Source organism: Xanthomonas sp., assembly GCF_017163755.1.
GTDB lineage: Bacteria > Pseudomonadota > Gammaproteobacteria > Xanthomonadales > Xanthomonadaceae > Xanthomonas_A.
Window position 1 is genome coordinate 13,676 of record NZ_JAFIWC010000025.1, and the last position, 17,133, is coordinate 30,808.

The 17,133-nt window shown below is 71.7% G+C and carries 11 protein-coding genes; 8 read left to right on the plus strand and 3 right to left on the minus strand.

Going from position 1 to position 17,133, the window contains the following annotated elements; all coding sequences use genetic code 11:
* Window positions 1–30: 30 nt before the first annotated feature.
* From JR065_RS16355 to JR065_RS16365, 3 genes are all read right to left on the minus strand, one after another.
* Window positions 31–771 carry a phosphoadenylyl-sulfate reductase gene (locus JR065_RS16355; protein WP_206235371.1) on the minus strand — a complete coding sequence of 247 codons (741 nt, stop codon included), beginning with the start codon at window positions 769–771 and terminating at the stop codon, window positions 31–33.
* Window positions 768–2,492 (minus strand): assimilatory sulfite reductase (NADPH) hemoprotein subunit, encoded by a 1,725-nt coding sequence (gene cysI / locus JR065_RS16360; protein WP_206235372.1) that lies wholly within the window; start codon window positions 2,490–2,492, stop codon window positions 768–770. The genes JR065_RS16355 and cysI overlap by 4 nt, the downstream gene beginning before the upstream one ends.
* 120 nt (window positions 2,493–2,612) lie before the next feature.
* Window positions 2,613–4,481, minus strand: a complete 1,869-nt coding sequence (locus JR065_RS16365; protein WP_206235373.1) for an assimilatory sulfite reductase (NADPH) flavoprotein subunit — start codon at window positions 4,479–4,481, stop codon at window positions 2,613–2,615.
* A gap of 202 nt (window positions 4,482–4,683) precedes the next feature.
* Between JR065_RS16365 and cysD the strand changes: the two genes are divergently transcribed.
* The 8 genes from cysD to JR065_RS16405 all read left to right on the plus strand — a co-directional run bounded on the left by cysD (window position 4,684) and on the right by JR065_RS16405 (window position 17,092).
* Complete coding sequence (gene cysD / locus JR065_RS16370) at window positions 4,684–5,592, plus strand: sulfate adenylyltransferase subunit CysD (protein WP_206235374.1); 909 nt, start codon at window positions 4,684–4,686, stop codon at window positions 5,590–5,592.
* Window positions 5,592–7,643, plus strand: a complete 2,052-nt coding sequence (gene cysN / locus JR065_RS16375) for a sulfate adenylyltransferase subunit CysN (protein ID WP_241093686.1) — start codon at window positions 5,592–5,594, stop codon at window positions 7,641–7,643. The genes cysD and cysN overlap by 1 nt, the downstream gene beginning before the upstream one ends.
* Before the next feature lie 524 nt (window positions 7,644–8,167).
* Window positions 8,168–9,241 carry an efflux RND transporter periplasmic adaptor subunit gene (locus tag JR065_RS16380; RefSeq protein WP_206235376.1) on the plus strand — a complete coding sequence of 358 codons (1,074 nt, stop codon included), beginning with the start codon at window positions 8,168–8,170 and terminating at the stop codon, window positions 9,239–9,241.
* Complete coding sequence (locus JR065_RS16385; protein ID WP_206235377.1) at window positions 9,238–12,363, plus strand: efflux RND transporter permease subunit; 3,126 nt, start codon at window positions 9,238–9,240, stop codon at window positions 12,361–12,363. The genes JR065_RS16380 and JR065_RS16385 overlap by 4 nt, the downstream gene beginning before the upstream one ends.
* Window positions 12,364–12,518: 155 nt before the next feature.
* A complete protein-coding gene (locus JR065_RS16390) occupies window positions 12,519–13,022 on the plus strand; it encodes a GNAT family N-acetyltransferase (RefSeq protein ID WP_206235416.1) in 504 nt (167 codons plus the stop codon).
* 153 nt (window positions 13,023–13,175) lie between these two features.
* Window positions 13,176–14,690 (plus strand): alanine/glycine:cation symporter family protein, encoded by a 1,515-nt coding sequence (locus JR065_RS16395; protein ID WP_206235378.1) that lies wholly within the window; start codon window positions 13,176–13,178, stop codon window positions 14,688–14,690.
* Complete coding sequence (locus JR065_RS16400) at window positions 14,683–15,522, plus strand: TrmH family RNA methyltransferase (RefSeq protein WP_206235379.1); 840 nt, start codon at window positions 14,683–14,685, stop codon at window positions 15,520–15,522. The genes JR065_RS16395 and JR065_RS16400 overlap by 8 nt, the downstream gene beginning before the upstream one ends.
* A gap of 4 nt (window positions 15,523–15,526) precedes the next feature.
* Window positions 15,527–17,092: a carboxylesterase family protein gene (locus tag JR065_RS16405; protein WP_206235380.1), complete on the plus strand. Its 1,566-nt coding sequence runs from the start codon at window positions 15,527–15,529 to the stop codon at window positions 17,090–17,092.
* Window positions 17,093–17,133: the final 41 nt, after the last annotated feature.

Consider the following 17,133-nt stretch of genomic DNA (forward strand, 5'->3'; position numbering starts at 1 on the left):
TGGGCGCCTGGGCAACACCTCGCGTCGAGGTCAGATGTCCTCGTGGATACCGCACTCGCGCTTGAGGCCGAAGAAGCGCGTGTCTTCCTCGCGCATGCCCGGTTCCCAGCGGCGGGTGGTGTGGAAGTCGCCGATCGACACGTAGCCTTCCTCCCACAGCGGGTGGTAGGGCAGGCCGTGCTGCTGCATGTACTGCCACAGGTCGCGGTCGCTCCAGTCGGCGATCGGGTTGATCTTGTAGCGCTCGCCGCGCTTCTGCACGAACGGGGTCTGCGCGCGGCTGTCGGACTGGCTGCGGCGCAGGCCGGTGAACCAGGTGCCCACGTGCAGTTCGTCCAGCGCGCGCCGCATCGGCTCGACCTTGCGCAGGTTGTTGTACTGCTCGATGCCGACCATGCCCTGTTCCCACAGCCGGCCATGGCGCGCTTCCATCCAGGCGCGGCTGACCAGCGGCCGGTACACCTTCAGGTTGAGCTTGAGCTTGTCGGTGAGCTCGTCGGCGAAGCGGTAGGTCTCGGCGAACAGGTAGCCGGTGTCGATCAGGATCACCGGGATCTCCGGCAACTGCTGGGTCAGCAGGTGCAGCGTCGCCGCCGACTGCGCGCCGAAGCTGGACGACAGCGCGGCTTCCGCCGGGCCGTGCTGCAGCGCCCAGGCCACGCGCTGCGGTGCGGTCATCGGCGCCAGCAGCGCGTTGACCGCGTCGAGGTCCCACGCGGTCGCCGGCGCATTGGCGGAGTCTTGTTGGGCGGAGGCGGGCAGGGCGCTCATGCGTGCAGTTCCGAAGGGATGAGGTGGCGGTGGGTGGGATAAGGCGGCAGGTCGACCAGGCCGCTGCGGTGCAGGAAGTCGCCGAACCCCTCGTCGCGCTCGCGTTCGCCGGCGTAGCGCGCGAACAGCGGGTCCAGCGCGTCGAGGATCTCCGGCTCGGTGATGTTCTCGCGGTACAGCGTGTTCAGGCGCTGGCCGCGGTGATCGGCGCCGAGCATCAGGTTGTAGCGTCCGGGGGCCTTGCCGACCAGCGCGATCTCGGCCAGGTACGGCCGCGAGCAGCCGTTCGGGCAGCCGGAGATGCGCAGCAGGATCGGCGCCTCGCGCAGCCCGTGCCGGTCCAGCAGCGGTTCCAGCTTGCCGGCGAAGTCGGGCAGGTAGCGCTCGGCCTCGGCCATCGCCAGGCCACAGGTCGGCAGTGCCACGCAGGCCATCGCCGCGCGCGCCAGCGCGGTACGCGCCCGGTTGCCGGTGTCCAGCGCGTGCGCGCGCACCAGCGTGTCGATCGCCTCGCGCTGGGCGGCGGGAATGCCGGCGATGACCAGGTTCTGGTTCGCGGTCATGCGCAGGTGCGCGCCTTCGCCGTCGCGCTGCAGGTGCCGGGCGATCTCGCGCAGGCCGCTGAGATGGGGCGCACCATCGTCGTGGTCGGCGATGCGACCGGCCGGCAGCGACAGGGTCAGGTGCCAGCGCCCGTCTTCGCCTTCGCTCCAGCCGTAGCGGTCGCCGTTGTGGTCGAAGGAGAAGGCGCGGGTCGGCTGCAGGCGCACGCCGGCACGGCGCTCGATCTGCGCCACGACGGTATCCAGGCCGTGGTCGTCGATGGTGTACTTGAAACGCGCGCGCTTGCGCACCAGGCGGTTGCCGAGATCGCGCTGGGTGGTGACCACCGCGGTGGCGACGTCGAGCAGGCGGTCGCGTTCGATGAAGCCGATGACGTTGGCCACGCGCGGATAGGTCTCCGCGTCGCCGTGGCTGGCGCCCATGCCGCCGCCGATGCTGACGTTGTAGCCGACCAACTCGCCGTCGGCACCCGGTACGCCGATGAAGCCCAGGTCGTTGGCGAACACGTCCACGTCGTTGACCGGCGGCAGCGCGAAGCCGATCTTGAACTTGCGCGGCAGGTACGTGTCGCCGTACACCGGCTCGTCTTCCTGGCCGCTGCCGACCACCTGTTCCTCGTCCAGCCAGATCTCGTAGTAGGCGCGGGTATTGGGCAGCAGGTGCTCGGATACGCGCGCGGCATCGGCGTACAGCGTGGCGTGCGCGCGCGAGGCCAGCGGGTTGGCGGCGACCTGCACGTTGCGGTTGACGTCGCCGCAGGCGGCCAGGGTGTCGATCAGCGCGGCGTTGATCGCCTGCATCGTCGCCTTGAGCTCGCGCTTGATCACGCCGTGGAACTGGAACGCCTGGCGCGTGGTCACGCGCAGCGAGTGGTTGCCGTAGGTGGTGGCGATGGCGTCGAGCTTGAGCCACTGCTCCGGGGTGATGACCCCGCCCGGCGTGCGCGTGCGGATCATGAACTGGTAGGCCGGCTCGAGCTTCTGCCGGCGGCGTTCGTCGCGCAGGTCGCGGTCGTCCTGCTGGTAGCTGCCGTGGTACTTGATCAGCGTCTGGTCGTCCTCGCGCAACGCCCCGGTGACCGGATCGGCCAGGCTCTGCAGCAGCGACCCGCGCAGGCGGCGGCTTTCGGCCTTGATGTCTTCGACGGAGTGGCTCATGGGCGTGGGGACCGGGGACCGGGGACCAGGGAACGGGGAAAGTCACCAGCAACGGCAAAGGCGGCAGCTGGCGTCGTTGCTGTTCCGGGTCCCCGGTCCCCGGTCCCCGGTCCCCAAAGATCAATAGACATCGCGCGCATACCGTCCCTCCCGCTGCAACGAAGTGAGATAGGCCGCCGCGTCCTCGGCGGACAGCGCGCCGTGCTCGACCACGATCTGCTGCAGCGCCGCGTGCACGTCCTTGCCCATGCCGATCGCGCCGCACACGTACAGGTGCGCGCCGCTCTGCAGCCAGTCGTAGACGTCGCGGCCGTGCTCGCGCAGGCGCTGCTGCACGTAGACCTTCTGCGGCGCCGCATCTTCGCGCACCGGCTGCACGTCGCGCGAGAACGCCAGGTCCAGCCGGTGCAGTTCGCCGCTGCGCAGCGCCTGCTGCCACTCGGCCTGGTACAGGAAGTCCTGGTTGAAGTGGCGCGCGCCGAAGAACAGCCAGTTGCGCCCGCTGGCGCCGCTCTCGGCACGTTCCTGGACGAAGCCGCGGAACGGCGCCACGCCGGTGCCGGGGCCGATCATCAGGATGTCGCGGCTGCCGTCGGCCGGCACCTGGAAGCGTTCGTTGGGTTCGATGTAGACCGGGGCGGTGTCGCCCTCGGCCAGCGCCGCCAGATAGCCGCTGGCCGCGCCGCCATGGACGTGGCCGTGGGCCTGGTAGGCCAGCACGTCGACGGTGAGGTGGACCTCGTCGCCGACCCGCTTGCGGCTGGAGGCGATGGAATACAGGCGGGGCGCCAGGGGCCGCAGCGCTTCCAGCAGTGCGCTGTGGTCCCAATCCGCCGGCCAGCGTCGCAGCACGTCGATCACCTGGTGATCGGCCAGCAACGCCGCCAGACCGGCGGTCTGGGTAGGGTCGAGCAGCTGTTCCAGCGCCGGTGCGGCTGAGCGGCGGGCCACCGCGGCCAGGAACGGCCGCGATGCCCGGGTCAGTTCGCGATGCGCGGCGAGCCACTCGTGCAGGGAGAGAGTTTCCGCACCGACGGTGACGTCTGCGTGACCGTCCAGTCGCGTCGCCGTCAGCACGGCCTCGACCAGCGCCGGCGGGTTGCGGTGGCGGATGCCGAGCGCGTCGCCCGGCTCGTAGTGCAGGCCGCTGCCGGCCAGCGACAGCTCGATATGGCGCACGTCCTTGTCGGCACCGCCGTGCGCGGCGTAGCGCGGGCCCTTGAAGTCGCGTCCGCTGATCGGCTGGTTGGCCAGCACCTCGGCCGCGAACGGGCGCTCGTGAGTCCAGCTGGCCGCGCTGCGCAGCGGCGTCACCGTCGCCGAGGGCGCGGCGGGCGCGCCCTTGAGCAATTCGCGCGCTTGCGCCAGGGCCTGCGCGCGCCACGGCGCGGCGACGGTATCGATGTCCAGGTCGGCCTCGCCCAGCGGCAGCACGCGCTGCGCGCCGAGTTCGGCCAGGCGCGCGTCGATGCGCTTGCCGATGCCGCAGAAGTCGGCGTAGCTCGAATCGCCCAGGCCCAGCACCGCGTACCTGAGCTCGGGCAGCTTGGGCGCGCGGCGGCCCTGCAGGAACTCGACCAGGCCGATCGCGTCGTCCGGCGGATCGCCCTCGCCCTGGGTGCTGATGACCACGTACAGCAGGCGTTCGCCGGCCAGTTCGCGGGTCGGGTAGGCGTCGGCGCGCAGCAGGCGGACCGCCAGGCCGGCCGCTTCGGCCTCGGCGGCGACCTGCTCGGCGGCGCGGCGGGCGTTGCCGGTCTGGCTGCCGTAGACCACGGTCAGGCGCTGGCTGGCCTGCGCCGAGGCGGCGCCGCCCGGCAGTACCGCCAGCGTCGGCGGCGGGTGCCCCTGGGCCTGGGCCAGGCCGGCGGCATAGCCGGACAGCCACCACAGGCTGGCGCCGTCCAGGCCTTCCACGGTCCGCGCCAGCAGCGCCTTGCGTTCGTCGGGCAAGGGGCTGGGCGGCAGAGCGGGTGAGGCGGCGGTCATGGCCGGTCCGGTGGGAGCTAGGGATGACCGATGTTAGGGATGCGTTGCCCCGTGCAGAAAGGAACAGGGGTTATCGGCTTATGCCCGGCGCTTATTTCGACCTGCACCGGCGGCGCGACACACTGCCGGCCCAGGCCAGACCCGGCGCATCCCCGCGCTGCTACCCTGGAACCGGCCCGTAATGACTGTCGCGTTGCCCTTGATGACTGCCAGTGCCCTGTCCCACCTCGACCGGCTCGAGGCCGAGAGCGTCCACATCCTGCGCGAGGTCGCGGCGGAATTCCGCAACCCGGTGCTGCTGTATTCGGTGGGCAAGGACAGCTCGGTGCTGCTGCACCTGCTGCTGAAGGCGTTCGCGCCCGGGCCGCCGCCGATCCCGCTGCTGCACGTGGACACGCGCTGGAAGTTCCGCGAGATGATCGCCTTCCGCGACCGCCGCGCCGCCGAGACCGGGGTGGACCTGCGCGTGCACATCAATCCCGACGGCATCGCCCAGGACATCGGGCCGTTCACCCACGGCGCCACCGTGCATACCGACGTGATGAAGACCCAGGGCCTGAAGCAGGCGCTGGACCAGGGCAGGTTCGACGCGGCAATCGGCGGGGCGCGCCGCGACGAGGAGAAGGCGCGGGCCAAGGAGCGAGTGTTCTCGTTCCGCAACGACCGCCACCGCTGGGACCCGAAGAACCAGCGCCCGGAGCTGTGGAACCTGTACAACCCGCGCATCCATTCCGGCGAGAGCGTGCGGGTGTTCCCGCTGTCCAACTGGACCGAGCTGGATATCTGGCTGTACATCTATCGCGAGCGCATCGCGGTGGTGCCGCTGTACTTCGCCGCCGAGCGTCCGGTGGTGGAGCGCGATGGCGCATTGATCCTGGTCGACGACGAGCGGCTGCCGTTGCGCGAGGGCGAGCGTCCGCAGCTGCGGCAGGTGCGGTTCCGCACCCTGGGCTGTTATCCGTTGACCGGAGCAATTGAGTCGCAGGCCGATACGCTGGAGAAGATCATCGCCGAGATGCTGCTGGCGACGTCGTCGGAACGGCAGGGGCGGGTGATCGACCAGGATCCTTCGGCGTCGATGGAGAAGAAGAAGCTGGAAGGGTATTTCTGATGGCTATTAATGCGGGACCCGGGACCCGGGACTCGGGACTCGGCGTAAAGCCGGGATTCGCGACGGGGAATTCTGTGCCGGATATGGCAGGCGGCGCCGGCCGATCGCCTGGAGCCGAGGCGGACCCGCAGCCCGCGGGATCCTCCGAGTCCCGAGTCCCGAGTCCCGAGTCCCGCAGCGGCGGCGACGCCATCGCCGCCTACCTGCAGCAACACGAACACAAGCCGCTGCTGCGCTTCATCACCTGCGGCAGCGTCGACGACGGCAAGAGCACCTTGATCGGGCGGTTGCTGTACGACAGCAAGCGCCTGTTCGACGACCAGCTCGCCGCGCTCAGCGCCGACAGCAAGCGCCACGGCACCCGCGGCGGGGAGATCGACTACGCGCTGCTGCTCGACGGTCTGGCCGCCGAGCGCGAGCAGGGCATCACCATCGACGTGGCCTACCGCTACTTCGATACCGACAAGCGCAAGTTCATCGTCGCCGATTGCCCCGGCCACGAGCAGTACACCCGCAACATGGCCACCGGCGCGTCCACCGCCGACGTGGCGGTGGTGCTGGTCGACGCGCGCAAGGGCCTGCTGACCCAGACCCGTCGCCACAGCTACATCGTCTCGCTGCTCGGCATCCGCCACGTGGTGCTGGCGGTCAACAAGATGGACCTGGTCGGTTTCGACCAGGCCGCCTTCGACGCGATCGCCGCCAGCTACCAGGCGCTGGCCGCGCAGCTGGGCATCGCCCAGGCGCAGTGCATTCCGCTGTCGGCGCTGGACGGCGACAACCTGTCGCAGCGTTCGCCGCGCACACCGTGGTACGCCGGCCCGGCGCTGCTGGAACACCTGGAAGGCCTGGACCTGGACGCGCGCGATGCCGACAGCGGGCTGCGCCTGCCGGTGCAGTGGGTCAACCGGCCGAACCAGCACTTCCGTGGCTTCGCCGGCACCATCGCCGCCGGCCAGGTGCGCCCGGGCGACGCGGTGGTGGTGCTGCCGTCGGCGCGCCGCTCCACCGTCGCCACGGTGCTCGACGTCAACGGCGAGGTCGCATCGGCCGGCGCCGGGCAGGCGGTGACGCTGACCCTGCGCGACGAGATCGACATCAGCCGCGGCGACGTCATCGCCGCCGCCGACGACCCGCCGGAGGTGGCCGACCAGTTCGCCGCGCACGTGCTGTGGATGGACGATGCCGCGTTGCTGCCGGGCCGTCCGTACTGGCTGAAGATCGGCGCGCGCACGGTGTCGGCCAGCGTCAGCGAGATCAAGCACCGCATCGACGTCAACACCCAGGAGCGGCTGGCGGCCAAGCGCCTGGAGTTGAACGAGGTCGGCTACTGCAACCTGGCGCTGGACGAGCCGGTGGCGTTCGCCGCGTACGCGCGCAACCGCGCGCTCGGCGGTTTCATCCTGATCGACCGGCAGAGCAACGCCACCGTCGCCGCCGGCACCCTGGACTTCGCGCTGCGCCGCGCCGGCAACGTGCACTGGCAGCACCTGGACGTGGACAAGGCGGCGCGCGCGCGGATCAAGGGCCAGGCGCCGAAGGTGCTGTGGTTCACCGGCCTGTCCGGCGCCGGCAAGTCGACCATCGCCAACCTGGTCGAAAAGCGCCTGCACGCGCAGGGCCGGCATACCTTCCTGCTCGACGGCGACAACGTGCGCCACGGGCTCAACCGCGACCTGGGCTTTACCGACGAGGACCGGGTGGAGAACATCCGCCGCGTCGCCGAGGTGGCCAGGCTGATGGCCGATGCCGGGCTGATCGTGCTGGTCAGCTTCATCTCGCCGTTCCGCGCCGAACGCGAGATGGCGCGCGCGCGCTTCGACGCCGGCGAATTCGTCGAGGTGTTCGTCGACGTGCCGCTGGCGCTGGCCGAGCAGCGCGACGTCAAGGGCCTGTATCGCAAGGCGCGCGCCGGGCAGATCCCGAACTTCACCGGCATCGATTCGCCGTACGAGGCGCCGGAGCGTCCCGAGCTGCACCTGCGCGCCGGGGACGCCAGCCCCGAGGCATTGGCCGCCCAGGTGCTGGCCTGGCTGGGCGCGAACGACTAGGGCCTGTCAACGCGATCGGGATAGGCCACGCCGCGCCTGGGCGCGTGCGGGGCAGGCAGGAGCGAGGGCGCTTATGCCGATAGGCGACCGAGTGATGACGCTGCACCGTGCGTGCCCGAGCACGGCCCTTCTTGGGCTGCCCTGTCCGGCCCAAGCGGCCGCGCGCGGCTTGGACAGGCAGCGAGCCTGCCGCGCCGCCGCACACGGCCGCCTGGACGCCGGACATGACAACATGACCTATCCCGATAGCGTTGACAGGCCCTAAGCCGCAGCGCGGCGTTCGCCGCTCTATTCGGTGGCGTACGGACGCGCTCGCGTTCGCGGCGCGTATCGAACCTCAAATGCCGTTCGCGGCGGCAAGCGCCAGTTGCCGCGGCGCGTCCGCGCCGCGGTGGCACCGTGGCGGCGCCGGCCAATGCCGCATCGCGCGTGCCGGCAAGGGTCTTTGGTCATGGTCGATGCGTGTCAACGGCCGTCACGCCGGGCCGTTAAACTGGGCTGAACCTCACGTGCCCGGAATCCTCATGCCGCACCGTCCACACGCCGGCGTCCGTCTGGCGTGCCTCGTCTCGCTGTCCGTCGCCCTGCTCGCCTGCGGCAAGCCGCCCGTCCCGGCGAAGGCCGCCGAGGCGGTCCCGGTGACGCTGCAGACGGTGGCCACGCAGCGCTGGAGCGACAGTCTGTCGTCGCTGGGCACCGTGCGGGCGCGCGAATCGGTGACCCTGACCGCCAAGGTCAGCGAGATCGTCGAGCGGGTGCATTTCGACAGCGGGCAGGAAGTGAGCGCCGGCACGCCGCTGGTGACGCTGCGCGGGCAGAGCCAGCTGGCGGCGCTGCGCGAGGCCGAGGCCACCTTCACCGAAGCCGAGCAGCTGTACCGGCGGCAGAGCGAGCTGGTCGGGCGGCAGCTGGTGTCCAAGGCGCAGCTGGACACCCAGCGCGCCCTGCGCGACGCCGCCGAGGCGCGGGTGCTGCAGATGCGCGCGGACATCGGCGACCGCAGCGTGCGCGCGCCGTTCGCCGGCGTGCTCGGCCTGCGCCAGATCAGCCCCGGCTCGCTGCTGACCCCGGACACCGCCATCGCCACGCTCGACGACATCGCCCGGGTCTATGTCGATTTCCAGGTGCCGGAGGCGTCGATGGCGTCGGTGACCGTGGGCGACAAGGTCAGCGGCCGCAGCGTGGCCTATCCGGCGCGCGAATTCGTCGGCGCGGTCAGCACCGTCGATGCGCGGGTGGATACCGCCACCCGCGCGGTGACCGTGCGCGCCGACTTCCCCAACCCCGACCGCGCGCTGCGCCCGGGCATGCTGATCGACGTGCGCATCTACCGCCCCGAGCGGCAGGCGCTGGTGATCCCGGAGATCGCGGTGGTGCAGGTCGGCCGCGACTCGTTCGTCTACCGTGTCGGCGACGGCGGCACGGTCGAGCGCGCCGACGTGCGCACCGGCGTGCGCCGCAGCGGACGGGTGGAGATCCTCGACGGGCTCGCCGTCGGCGACCGCATCGTGGTCGACGGCACCGGCAAGCTGCGGCCCGGGGCCAGCGTGGTCGACACCCAGGACGCCGCGCCGCGCCGCGCCGGAGCCGCCGGATGAAGCTGTCGGACGTCTCGATCACGCGGCCGGTGTTCGCCGCGGTGATGAGCCTGCTGCTGCTGGTGCTCGGGGTGATGTCGTACAGCCGGCTGACGCTGCGCGAACTGCCGGCGATCGATCCGCCGATCGTCTCGGTCGAAGTGCGCTATCCGGGCGCGTCGGCGGCGGTGGTGGAAAGCCGCATCACCCAGGTGCTGGAGGACGCGCTGGCCGGCATCGAGGGCATCGAGACCATCGAGGCGCGCAGTTCCAACGGCGTGGCCGACATCAGCATCGAGTTCCGCGCCAGCCGCGACATCGAGGCCGCGGCCAACGACGTGCGCGACGCGGTCAGCCGCGTGCTCGACCGCATGCCCGACGAGGCCGACGCGCCGGAGATCGCCAAGGTCGAGGCCGACGCCGACGCGATCATCTGGCTCAACATGAGCTCCAGCACGATGGACGCGCTGCAGCTGTCCGACTACGCCGAGCGCTACGTGGTCGACCGCCTGTCCAGCATCGACGGCGTGGCCCAGGTGCGCCTGGGCGGGCGCCAGCGCTACGCGATGCGGATCTGGCTGGACCGCGACCAGCTGGCCGCGCGCAACCTCACCGTCAACGACGTGGAGAACGCGCTCGACCGCGAGAACGTCGAGCTGCCGGCCGGGCGCCTGGAATCGGCCGACCGCGATTTCACTCTGCGCGTGGAGCGCGGCTACCGCGAGCCGGCCGATTTCGCCTCGATCCCGCTCGGCAAGGGCGCCGACGGCTACGTGGTGCGCCTGGGCGACGTGGCCAAGGTGGAACTGGCCTCGTCCGAGCGCCGCGCCTATTTCCGCAGCAACGGCGTGCCCAACGTCGGCCTGGGCATCGTCAAGACCTCCACCGCCAACAGCCTGGACGTGGCCCGCGCCGCGCGGGTGGAGGCGGAGCGGATCCAGCAGGCCCTGCCCAAGGGCACCAACATCTTCGTCGCCTTCGACACCACCATCTTCATCGACGCGTCGGTGGAGCGGGTCTACCACACGCTGGTGGAGGCGGTGGTGCTGGTGCTGGTGGTGATCTGGCTGTTCCTGGGCAGCGTGCGCGCCGCGCTGATCCCGGCGGTGACGGTGCCGGTGTGCCTGATCGCCGCGTTCATCGCGCTGTACGCGTTCGGCTTCTCGATCAACCTGCTGACCCTGCTCGCGCTGGTGCTGTGCATCGGCCTGGTGGTCGACGACGCGATCGTGGTGGTGGAGAACATCCAGCGCCGCGTGGACCTGGGCGAGCCGGCGCTGGTCGCCGCGCGCCGCGGCACCGCGCAGGTGGCGTTCGCGGTGATCGCCACCACTGCGGTGCTGGTGGCGGTGTTCCTGCCGGTCGGCTTCCTCGAGGGCAATACCGGGCGCCTGTTCCGCGAGCTGGCGGTGGCGCTGGCCGCGGCGGTGGCGATCTCCGCGTTCGTCGCGCTGACCCTGACCCCGATGATGTCGTCCAAGCTGCTCAAGGCGCATGCCAAGGAGAAGCCCAACCGCGTGCACGGCTGGATCAACGCGCGGCTGCAGCGGGTCAGCGACGGCTACCGCCGCGTGCTCGAGCGCCACGTCGGCCGCTACTGGCTGTTCGGCGCGCTGATGCTGGCGGCGATCGCCGCCAGCGGCGTGCTGGCGCACTACATTCCTTCCGAGCTGGCGCCGCCGGAGGACCGCGGTTCGTTCCAGGTGATGATCGATGCGCCGGAAGGCGCCGGTTTCGACTACACGGTCGGGCAGATGCAGCAGGTGGAGAAGATCCTCGACCGCCACCGCGGCGACGGCAAGCCGATCCAGCGCGCCAACCCGCGCGTGCCCGGCGGTTGGGGCGCGACCGAGGAAATGCACACCGGCCGGGTCAGCGTGTTCCTGCGCGAGTGGGGGCAGCGCGACGTGGCCACCGCGCAGGTCGCCGCGCAGCTGCAGCAGGACCTGGCCGCATTGCCCGGCGTGCGCGCGCGCACCCAGGTCGGCGGCGGGCTGGTCAACAGCCGCGGGCAGCCGTTCCAGATCGTGCTCGGCGGCCCGGAGTACACCGAGATCGCGCAGTGGCGCGACCGCATCCTGGCGCGCATCGCCGACAACCCCGGCCTGGTCGGCGCCGATTCGGACTACAAGGAGACCCGGCCGCAGATGCGGGTGGAGATCGACCGCCAGCGCGCGGCCGACCTGGGCGTGCCGGTGACCGAGATCGGCCGCGCGCTGGAGACGCTGATGGGCTCGCGCCAGGTCACCACCTTCGTCGACAACGGCGAGGAGTACGACGTGATGCTGCAGGCCAGCCGCGACGGCCGCGCCACGCCGGACGACCTGGCCGCGATCCGGGTGCGCGCCGACAGCGGCCAGCTGATCCCGTTGTCGAACCTGGTGTCGCTGCGCGAGGTCGCCGAGCCCGGCAGCCTGCAGCGCTTCAACCGGCTGCGCGCGATCACCATCAGCGCCGGGCTGGCGCCGGGCTACCGGCTGGGCGATGCGATCGTCTGGGCGCAGCAGGTGGCGCGCGAGGAACTGCCCGACTACGCGCAGATCGACTGGAAGGGCGAGTCGCGCGAATACCAGAAGGCCGGCGGCGCGGTGCTGCTGACCTTCACCCTGGCGCTGCTGATCGTGTACCTGGTGCTGGCGGCGCAGTTCGAGAGCTTCATCCATCCGCTGGTGATCATGCTGACCGTGCCGCTGGGCGTGCTCGGCGCGCTGATCGGCCTGGCGGTCAGCGGCGGCACGCTCAACCTGTTCAGCCAGATCGGCATCGTCATGCTGGTGGGGCTGGCGGCCAAGAACGGCATCCTGATCGTGGAGTTCGCCAACCAGCTGCGCGACGAAGGCCGCAGCGTGCGCGAGGCGATCGTCGAGTCGGCCGCGGTGCGCCTGCGCCCGATCCTGATGACCTCGCTGGCCACGGTGGTCGGCGCGGTGCCGCTGGTGGTCGCCGGCGGCCCGGGCTCGGCCAGCCGCGCGACGATCGGCATCGTGGTGATCTTCGGCGTGTCGGTGTCCACGCTGCTGTCGCTGTTCGTGGTGCCGGCGTTCTACGCGCTGCTGGCGCCGTACACGCGCTCGCCGGAGGCGGTGAAGCAGCGCCTGGAGCTGCTGGAACGGCAGACGCCGGCGGTCGGCGGGCACGCCTGAGGCCATGGCGTCCCTGCGCGGCGCCGTGTGCGCCGCGCGCCGTGCGGGTTATCTTCGTCGCCCAGCCCCAGCCGACGAGCCAGCCGATGACCCACGCGGATCCTGCGACCGCCGACGCCGACCCCTGGCGCGACCTGCGCCTGCCGGTGGACGCCATGCGCCTGCGCCGCTGGCGCGCCGACGACCTGCCGGCGCTGCTGCGCCATGCCGACGACGCGCAGGTGGTGCGCGGGCTCAGCGAGCGCTTCCCGCATCCGTACACGCGCGCCGACGGCGAGGCGTTCCTGGCCGGGCGCGTGGTCGACCTGCGCCATCCGGTGCTGGCGATCGAGATCGACGGCCAGGCCTGCGGCAGCATCGCCGCGCGCCTGGGCCAGGGCGAGCGCCGCCACAGCGCCGAGCTCGGCTACTGGCTGGGGCGCGCCTACTGGGGCCAGGGGCGCATGACCCGGATCGTGGCCGCGTACGCGGACTGGGCGATGCGCACGCTGCCGCTGTACCGCCTGGCCGCGACCGTGCTCGACAGCAATCCGGCCTCGGCGCGGGTGCTGCTGAAGAACGGCTTCGTCGAGGAGGGCACGCAGCGCGCCGCGCTGCTCAAGCCCGACGGCGTGCACGACCTGCGCTGCTTCGCGCGCGTGGCGCTGCCGCCGGGCTGAGCCGCGGCGGCGGACGCGGCCAGCGGCGGGCGTGGCCATGGCCGCCGGCAGAGGCGGGTTTTTCGCCAATTCGCCCCGTGCCGGGCGTTTTCGGTAAGAATCGCGGGGTCCCCACTCACGGGGTTATCCATCCTCGACGCGCCGGAGCCCCGCATGGAGAATGTCATCTCGGTCATCAACAGCATCATCTGGAGCAAGGCGCTGATCTTCATGTGCCTGGCCGCCGGCCTCTACTTCACGCTGCGCACCGGCTTCATGCAGGTGCGCGGGTTCGTGGAGATGATCCGCCTGACCGCGGGCGGGCAGAAGTCCGACGCGGGCGTGTCCTCGTTCCAGGCGCTGGCGATGTCCATGGCCGGGCGCATCGGCATCGGCAACATCGCCGGCGTGGCCACCGCGATCGCCTTCGGCGGGCCCGGCGCGATCTTCTGGATGTGGGTGATGGGCTTCCTCGGCGCGTCCACCTCGTACGTGGAGTCCACCCTGGCGCAGATCTACAAGGTCAAGGACGCCGAGGGCCGCTATCGCGGCGGCCCGGCGTACTACATCGAGAAGGCGATGGGCCTGAAGTGGTACGCGCTGATGTTCGCCGTCGCCACCATCGTCGCCACCGGCTTCCTGATGCCCGGCGTGCAGGCCAACGCGATCGCCGACAGCGTCGCCAACGCCTGCCAGGGCACCGCGCTGTGCGGTCCGCTGGATACGCAGTGGCTGGGCATGCCGGTGCGCGACGCGCTCAAGCTGGGGATCGGCATCGCGGTGGCGCTGCTGCTGGCGGTGATCATCTTCGGCGGGGTCAAGCGCATCGCCAACTTCGCCGAGATCGTGGTGCCGTTCATGGCGCTGGGCTACATCCTGACCGCGGTGGTGGTGATGCTGCTCAACGCCGAGCGCGTGCCGGAGATGTTCGGCACCATCTTCAGCAGCGCCTTCGGCACCCATGCCGCGTTCGGCGGGTTGATCGGGCTGGCGGTGGAATGGGGCGTGAAGCGCGGCATCTACGCCAACGAGGCCGGGCAGGGCACCGGCCCGCACGCCGCCGCCGCCGCCGAGGTCTCGCATCCGGCCAAGCAGGGCTACGTGCAGGCGTTCGCGATCTATTTCGACACCATGATGGTGTGCACCGCGACCGCGTTCCTGATCCTGTCCACCGGCATGTACAACGTGCGTTCGCCCGACGGCGGCGCGCCGCTGCACGCGGGGCTGGTGGGGGTGGAAGAAGGCCCGGGCTACGCGCAGGCGGCGGTGGAATCGGTGTTTCCCGGCCTGGGCGCCGGCTTCGTCGCGGTGGCGATGTTCTTCTTCGCCTTCACCACGATCATGGCGTACTACTACATGGCCGAGACCAACCTGAGCTACATCAACGGCAAGAACCGGCGTCCGCTGACCGTGCTGCTGCTGCGCCTGGGCATCATGTTCATGGTCGTGTTCGGCGCCTTCCACAACGCCAGCCAGGCGTGGGCGCTGGGCGACATCGGCGTGGGCCTGATGGCGTGGCTCAACATCATCGCCATCCTGATCCTGCACAAGCCGGCGATGCTGGCCCTGCGCGACTACGAGCGGCAGAAGAAGCTCGGCCTGGACCCGGTGTTCGACCCGGAGCCGCTGGGGATCAAGAACGCCGATTTCTGGCGCGAACGCGTACTGGAGAAGAACAGAAGTGAATGACCCCTGGAGCGCTTCGCGCGGCTCGGCGCCGCGCCCGCCGCGCGCCGCGCGCGACGCCGGCGAGGAAGGCACCGCGCCGCGGCGCGGCGGCCACGACGAACTGCGCCTGTACGGGCTCAACGCGGTGCGCGCGGTGCATGCGCGCCGGCCCGAGGCGATCCGCAAGCTGTACCTGGCGCAGGCGCGCATCCCGGTGCTGCAGCCGCTGCTGAAGTGGTGCGTGTCCAACCGCGTGGGCTACCGCGTGGTCGAGGAGGCCGACCTGAACAAGCTCGCCGCCAGCGCGCACCACGAAGGCGTGGTGGCCGACGTGCTGCGCGAGGAGCCGCTGGCGCTGGCGCCGTGGCTGCAGGCGCTTGCGCCGGGGCCGGCGCTGGCGTTGTGGCTGGACGGGGTAGGCAACCCGCACAACTTCGGCGCGATCCTGCGCTCGGCGGCGCACTTCGGCGCCTCTGCGATCCTGCTGCCGGAGACGGCGACGCTGGCCTTGTCCGGCGCCGCCGCGCGCGTGGCCGAAGGCGGCGCCGAGGCGGTGCCGCTGGTGCGGCTGCCGCCGACCGCGCAGGCCATGGCGCAGCTGCGCGCGGCCGGCTTCGCGCTGGCGGCGACGCTGGTCGACGGCGGCGACGACGTGTTCGCCGCGGCGCTGCCGCCGCGGCTGGTGTACGTGATGGGCGCCGAGCGCGAAGGCATGGACCGCGAGTTCGCGCGCCAGTGCGAACAGCGGCTGTCGATTCCCGGCACCGGCGTGGTCGAGAGCCTCAACGTCGCCGCGGCGACGGCGGTGCTGCTCGGCGCCTGGCGCAGCCGGGTCGGCGCGCATACGGGCTGAGCCGATGGACCTGGGCCGGCGTCGGCATCGGGCGGTTTCCCTCGCGTTGGCGCTGGCCTGCGCCGCGTGCCCCCTGCCCGCCTTGTCGACCGCGGCGGCGGCCGGGCCAGCCGCCGCGCCGCAGGTGACGATCGCCGACGGCGCCCTGCGCGGACAGCGGCAGGCCGACGGCAGCGTGCTGTTCCGCGCGATTCCGTTCGCCGCGCCGCCCACCGGCGCGCGGCGCTGGCGCCCGCCGCAGCCGCCGGCGCGCTGGCACGACGTGCGCGATGCGACGCAGCCGGCACCGACCTGCGCGCAGCCGGCGATCGGCTGGAACGACGCGCTCGCGCGCCGCTCCAGCGAGGATTGCCTGTACGTGGAAGTGCAGACGCCGCGCCTGGACCCGGCGGCCAGGCAGCCGGTGATGGTGTGGATCCACGGCGGCGCCAACGTCGCCGGCGGCGCCGACATCCTGCCGTCGCGGCTGGTCGAGCAGGGCGTGGTGCTGGTCACCGTGCAGTACCGGCTCGGCGTGTTCGGCTTCCTGTCGCTGCCGGAACTCAGCGCCGAATCCGCGCAGCGCGCGTCCGGCCATTACGCGCTGCTCGACCAGATCGCGGCATTGCGCTGGGTGCGCGACAACATCGCCCGTTTCGGCGGCGACCCGGCGCGGGTGACCGTGTTCGGCCAGTCCGCTGGCGCCCAGGACGTGGGCCTGCTGCTGCTGTCGCCGCTGTCCAAGGGCCTGTTCGGCGCGGCGATCGAACACAGCGGCACCGCCGGGTTCGGCCTGCCGCCGCGCAGCCTGGGCGAGAACGAGGCGCTGGGCCAGCGCATCGCCCAGCGCGCCGGCGCGGACGCCGCGCCCGCCACCGCACCGTCGGATGCGCGCCTGGCGACGCTGCGGCGCCTGCCGCCGGCGCGGCTGATCGCGGCCGCGCAGGGCATCGACGTGCCGGCGATCGACGACGACGGTTACCTCTGGCTGCAGGCCATCGTCGACGGCTACGTGATTCCGCGCGCGCCGGCGGCGATGCTGGCGGCGGGCGAGCAGCATCGCGTGCCGTTGCTGCTGGGCAGCGTGGCGCAGGAACTGACCTACGGCGGCGCGGGCGGCGCGCAGGCGCGGCTGCGGCGCGACTATCCGGCGCAGGCCGAGCGCGTGCTGGCGCTGTATCGCGACGGCGCGGCGCATGCCGATCCGCGCTACGGCGACGTCGCGATGCAGCTGGCCACCGACCTGACCTTCCGCTGCCCGGCCGGCGCGGTGGCCGCGCGCCAGGCCGCGCTCGGCCAGCCGGTATGGCAGTACGAGTTCGACCTGGCCGCGCCCGGCGGGCGCGTCACCCACAGCGCGGAACTGCCGTTCGTGTTCCGCGCGCTGCCGCTCCAGGCGCACGGCGATCCGTCGGTGACGCTGTCGCGCTACTGGGCCGCGTTCGCGCGCCACGGCGACCCGAACGCGGACGGCCTGCCGCGCTGGCCGCGCCATGCCGACGATGCGGGCTACCTGCGCTTCGGCGAAGGCGGCCCGGTGCCGGGGCACCGGTTGCGCGGCGAGATCTGCCGCTGGCTGGATCGGCCCTGAGCGATATTGCGTAGTTTTCCAGGAGGCTCTCGGACACAGCC

What these genes read in the sequence shown, in the direction of transcription:
- JR065_RS16355 (WP_206235371.1), bottom strand. Translation starts at nt 771, where the DNA reads ATGAGCGCCCTGCCCGCCTCCGCCCAACAAGACTCCGCCAATGCGCCG.
- cysI (WP_206235372.1), bottom strand. Translation starts at nt 2,492, where the DNA reads ATGAGCCACTCCGTCGAAGACATCAAGGCCGAAAGCCGCCGCCTGCGC.
- JR065_RS16365 (WP_206235373.1), bottom strand. Translation starts at nt 4,481, where the DNA reads ATGACCGCCGCCTCACCCGCTCTGCCGCCCAGCCCCTTGCCCGACGAA.
- cysD (WP_206235374.1), top strand. Translation starts at nt 4,684, where the DNA reads ATGACTGCCAGTGCCCTGTCCCACCTCGACCGGCTCGAGGCCGAGAGC.
- cysN (WP_241093686.1), top strand. Translation starts at nt 5,592, where the DNA reads ATGGCTATTAATGCGGGACCCGGGACCCGGGACTCGGGACTCGGCGTA.
- JR065_RS16380 (WP_206235376.1), top strand. Translation starts at nt 8,168, where the DNA reads ATGCCGCACCGTCCACACGCCGGCGTCCGTCTGGCGTGCCTCGTCTCG.
- JR065_RS16385 (WP_206235377.1), top strand. Translation starts at nt 9,238, where the DNA reads ATGAAGCTGTCGGACGTCTCGATCACGCGGCCGGTGTTCGCCGCGGTG.
- JR065_RS16390 (WP_206235416.1), top strand. Translation starts at nt 12,519, where the DNA reads ATGCGCCTGCGCCGCTGGCGCGCCGACGACCTGCCGGCGCTGCTGCGC.
- JR065_RS16395 (WP_206235378.1), top strand. Translation starts at nt 13,176, where the DNA reads ATGGAGAATGTCATCTCGGTCATCAACAGCATCATCTGGAGCAAGGCG.
- JR065_RS16405 (WP_206235380.1), top strand. Translation starts at nt 15,527, where the DNA reads ATGGACCTGGGCCGGCGTCGGCATCGGGCGGTTTCCCTCGCGTTGGCG.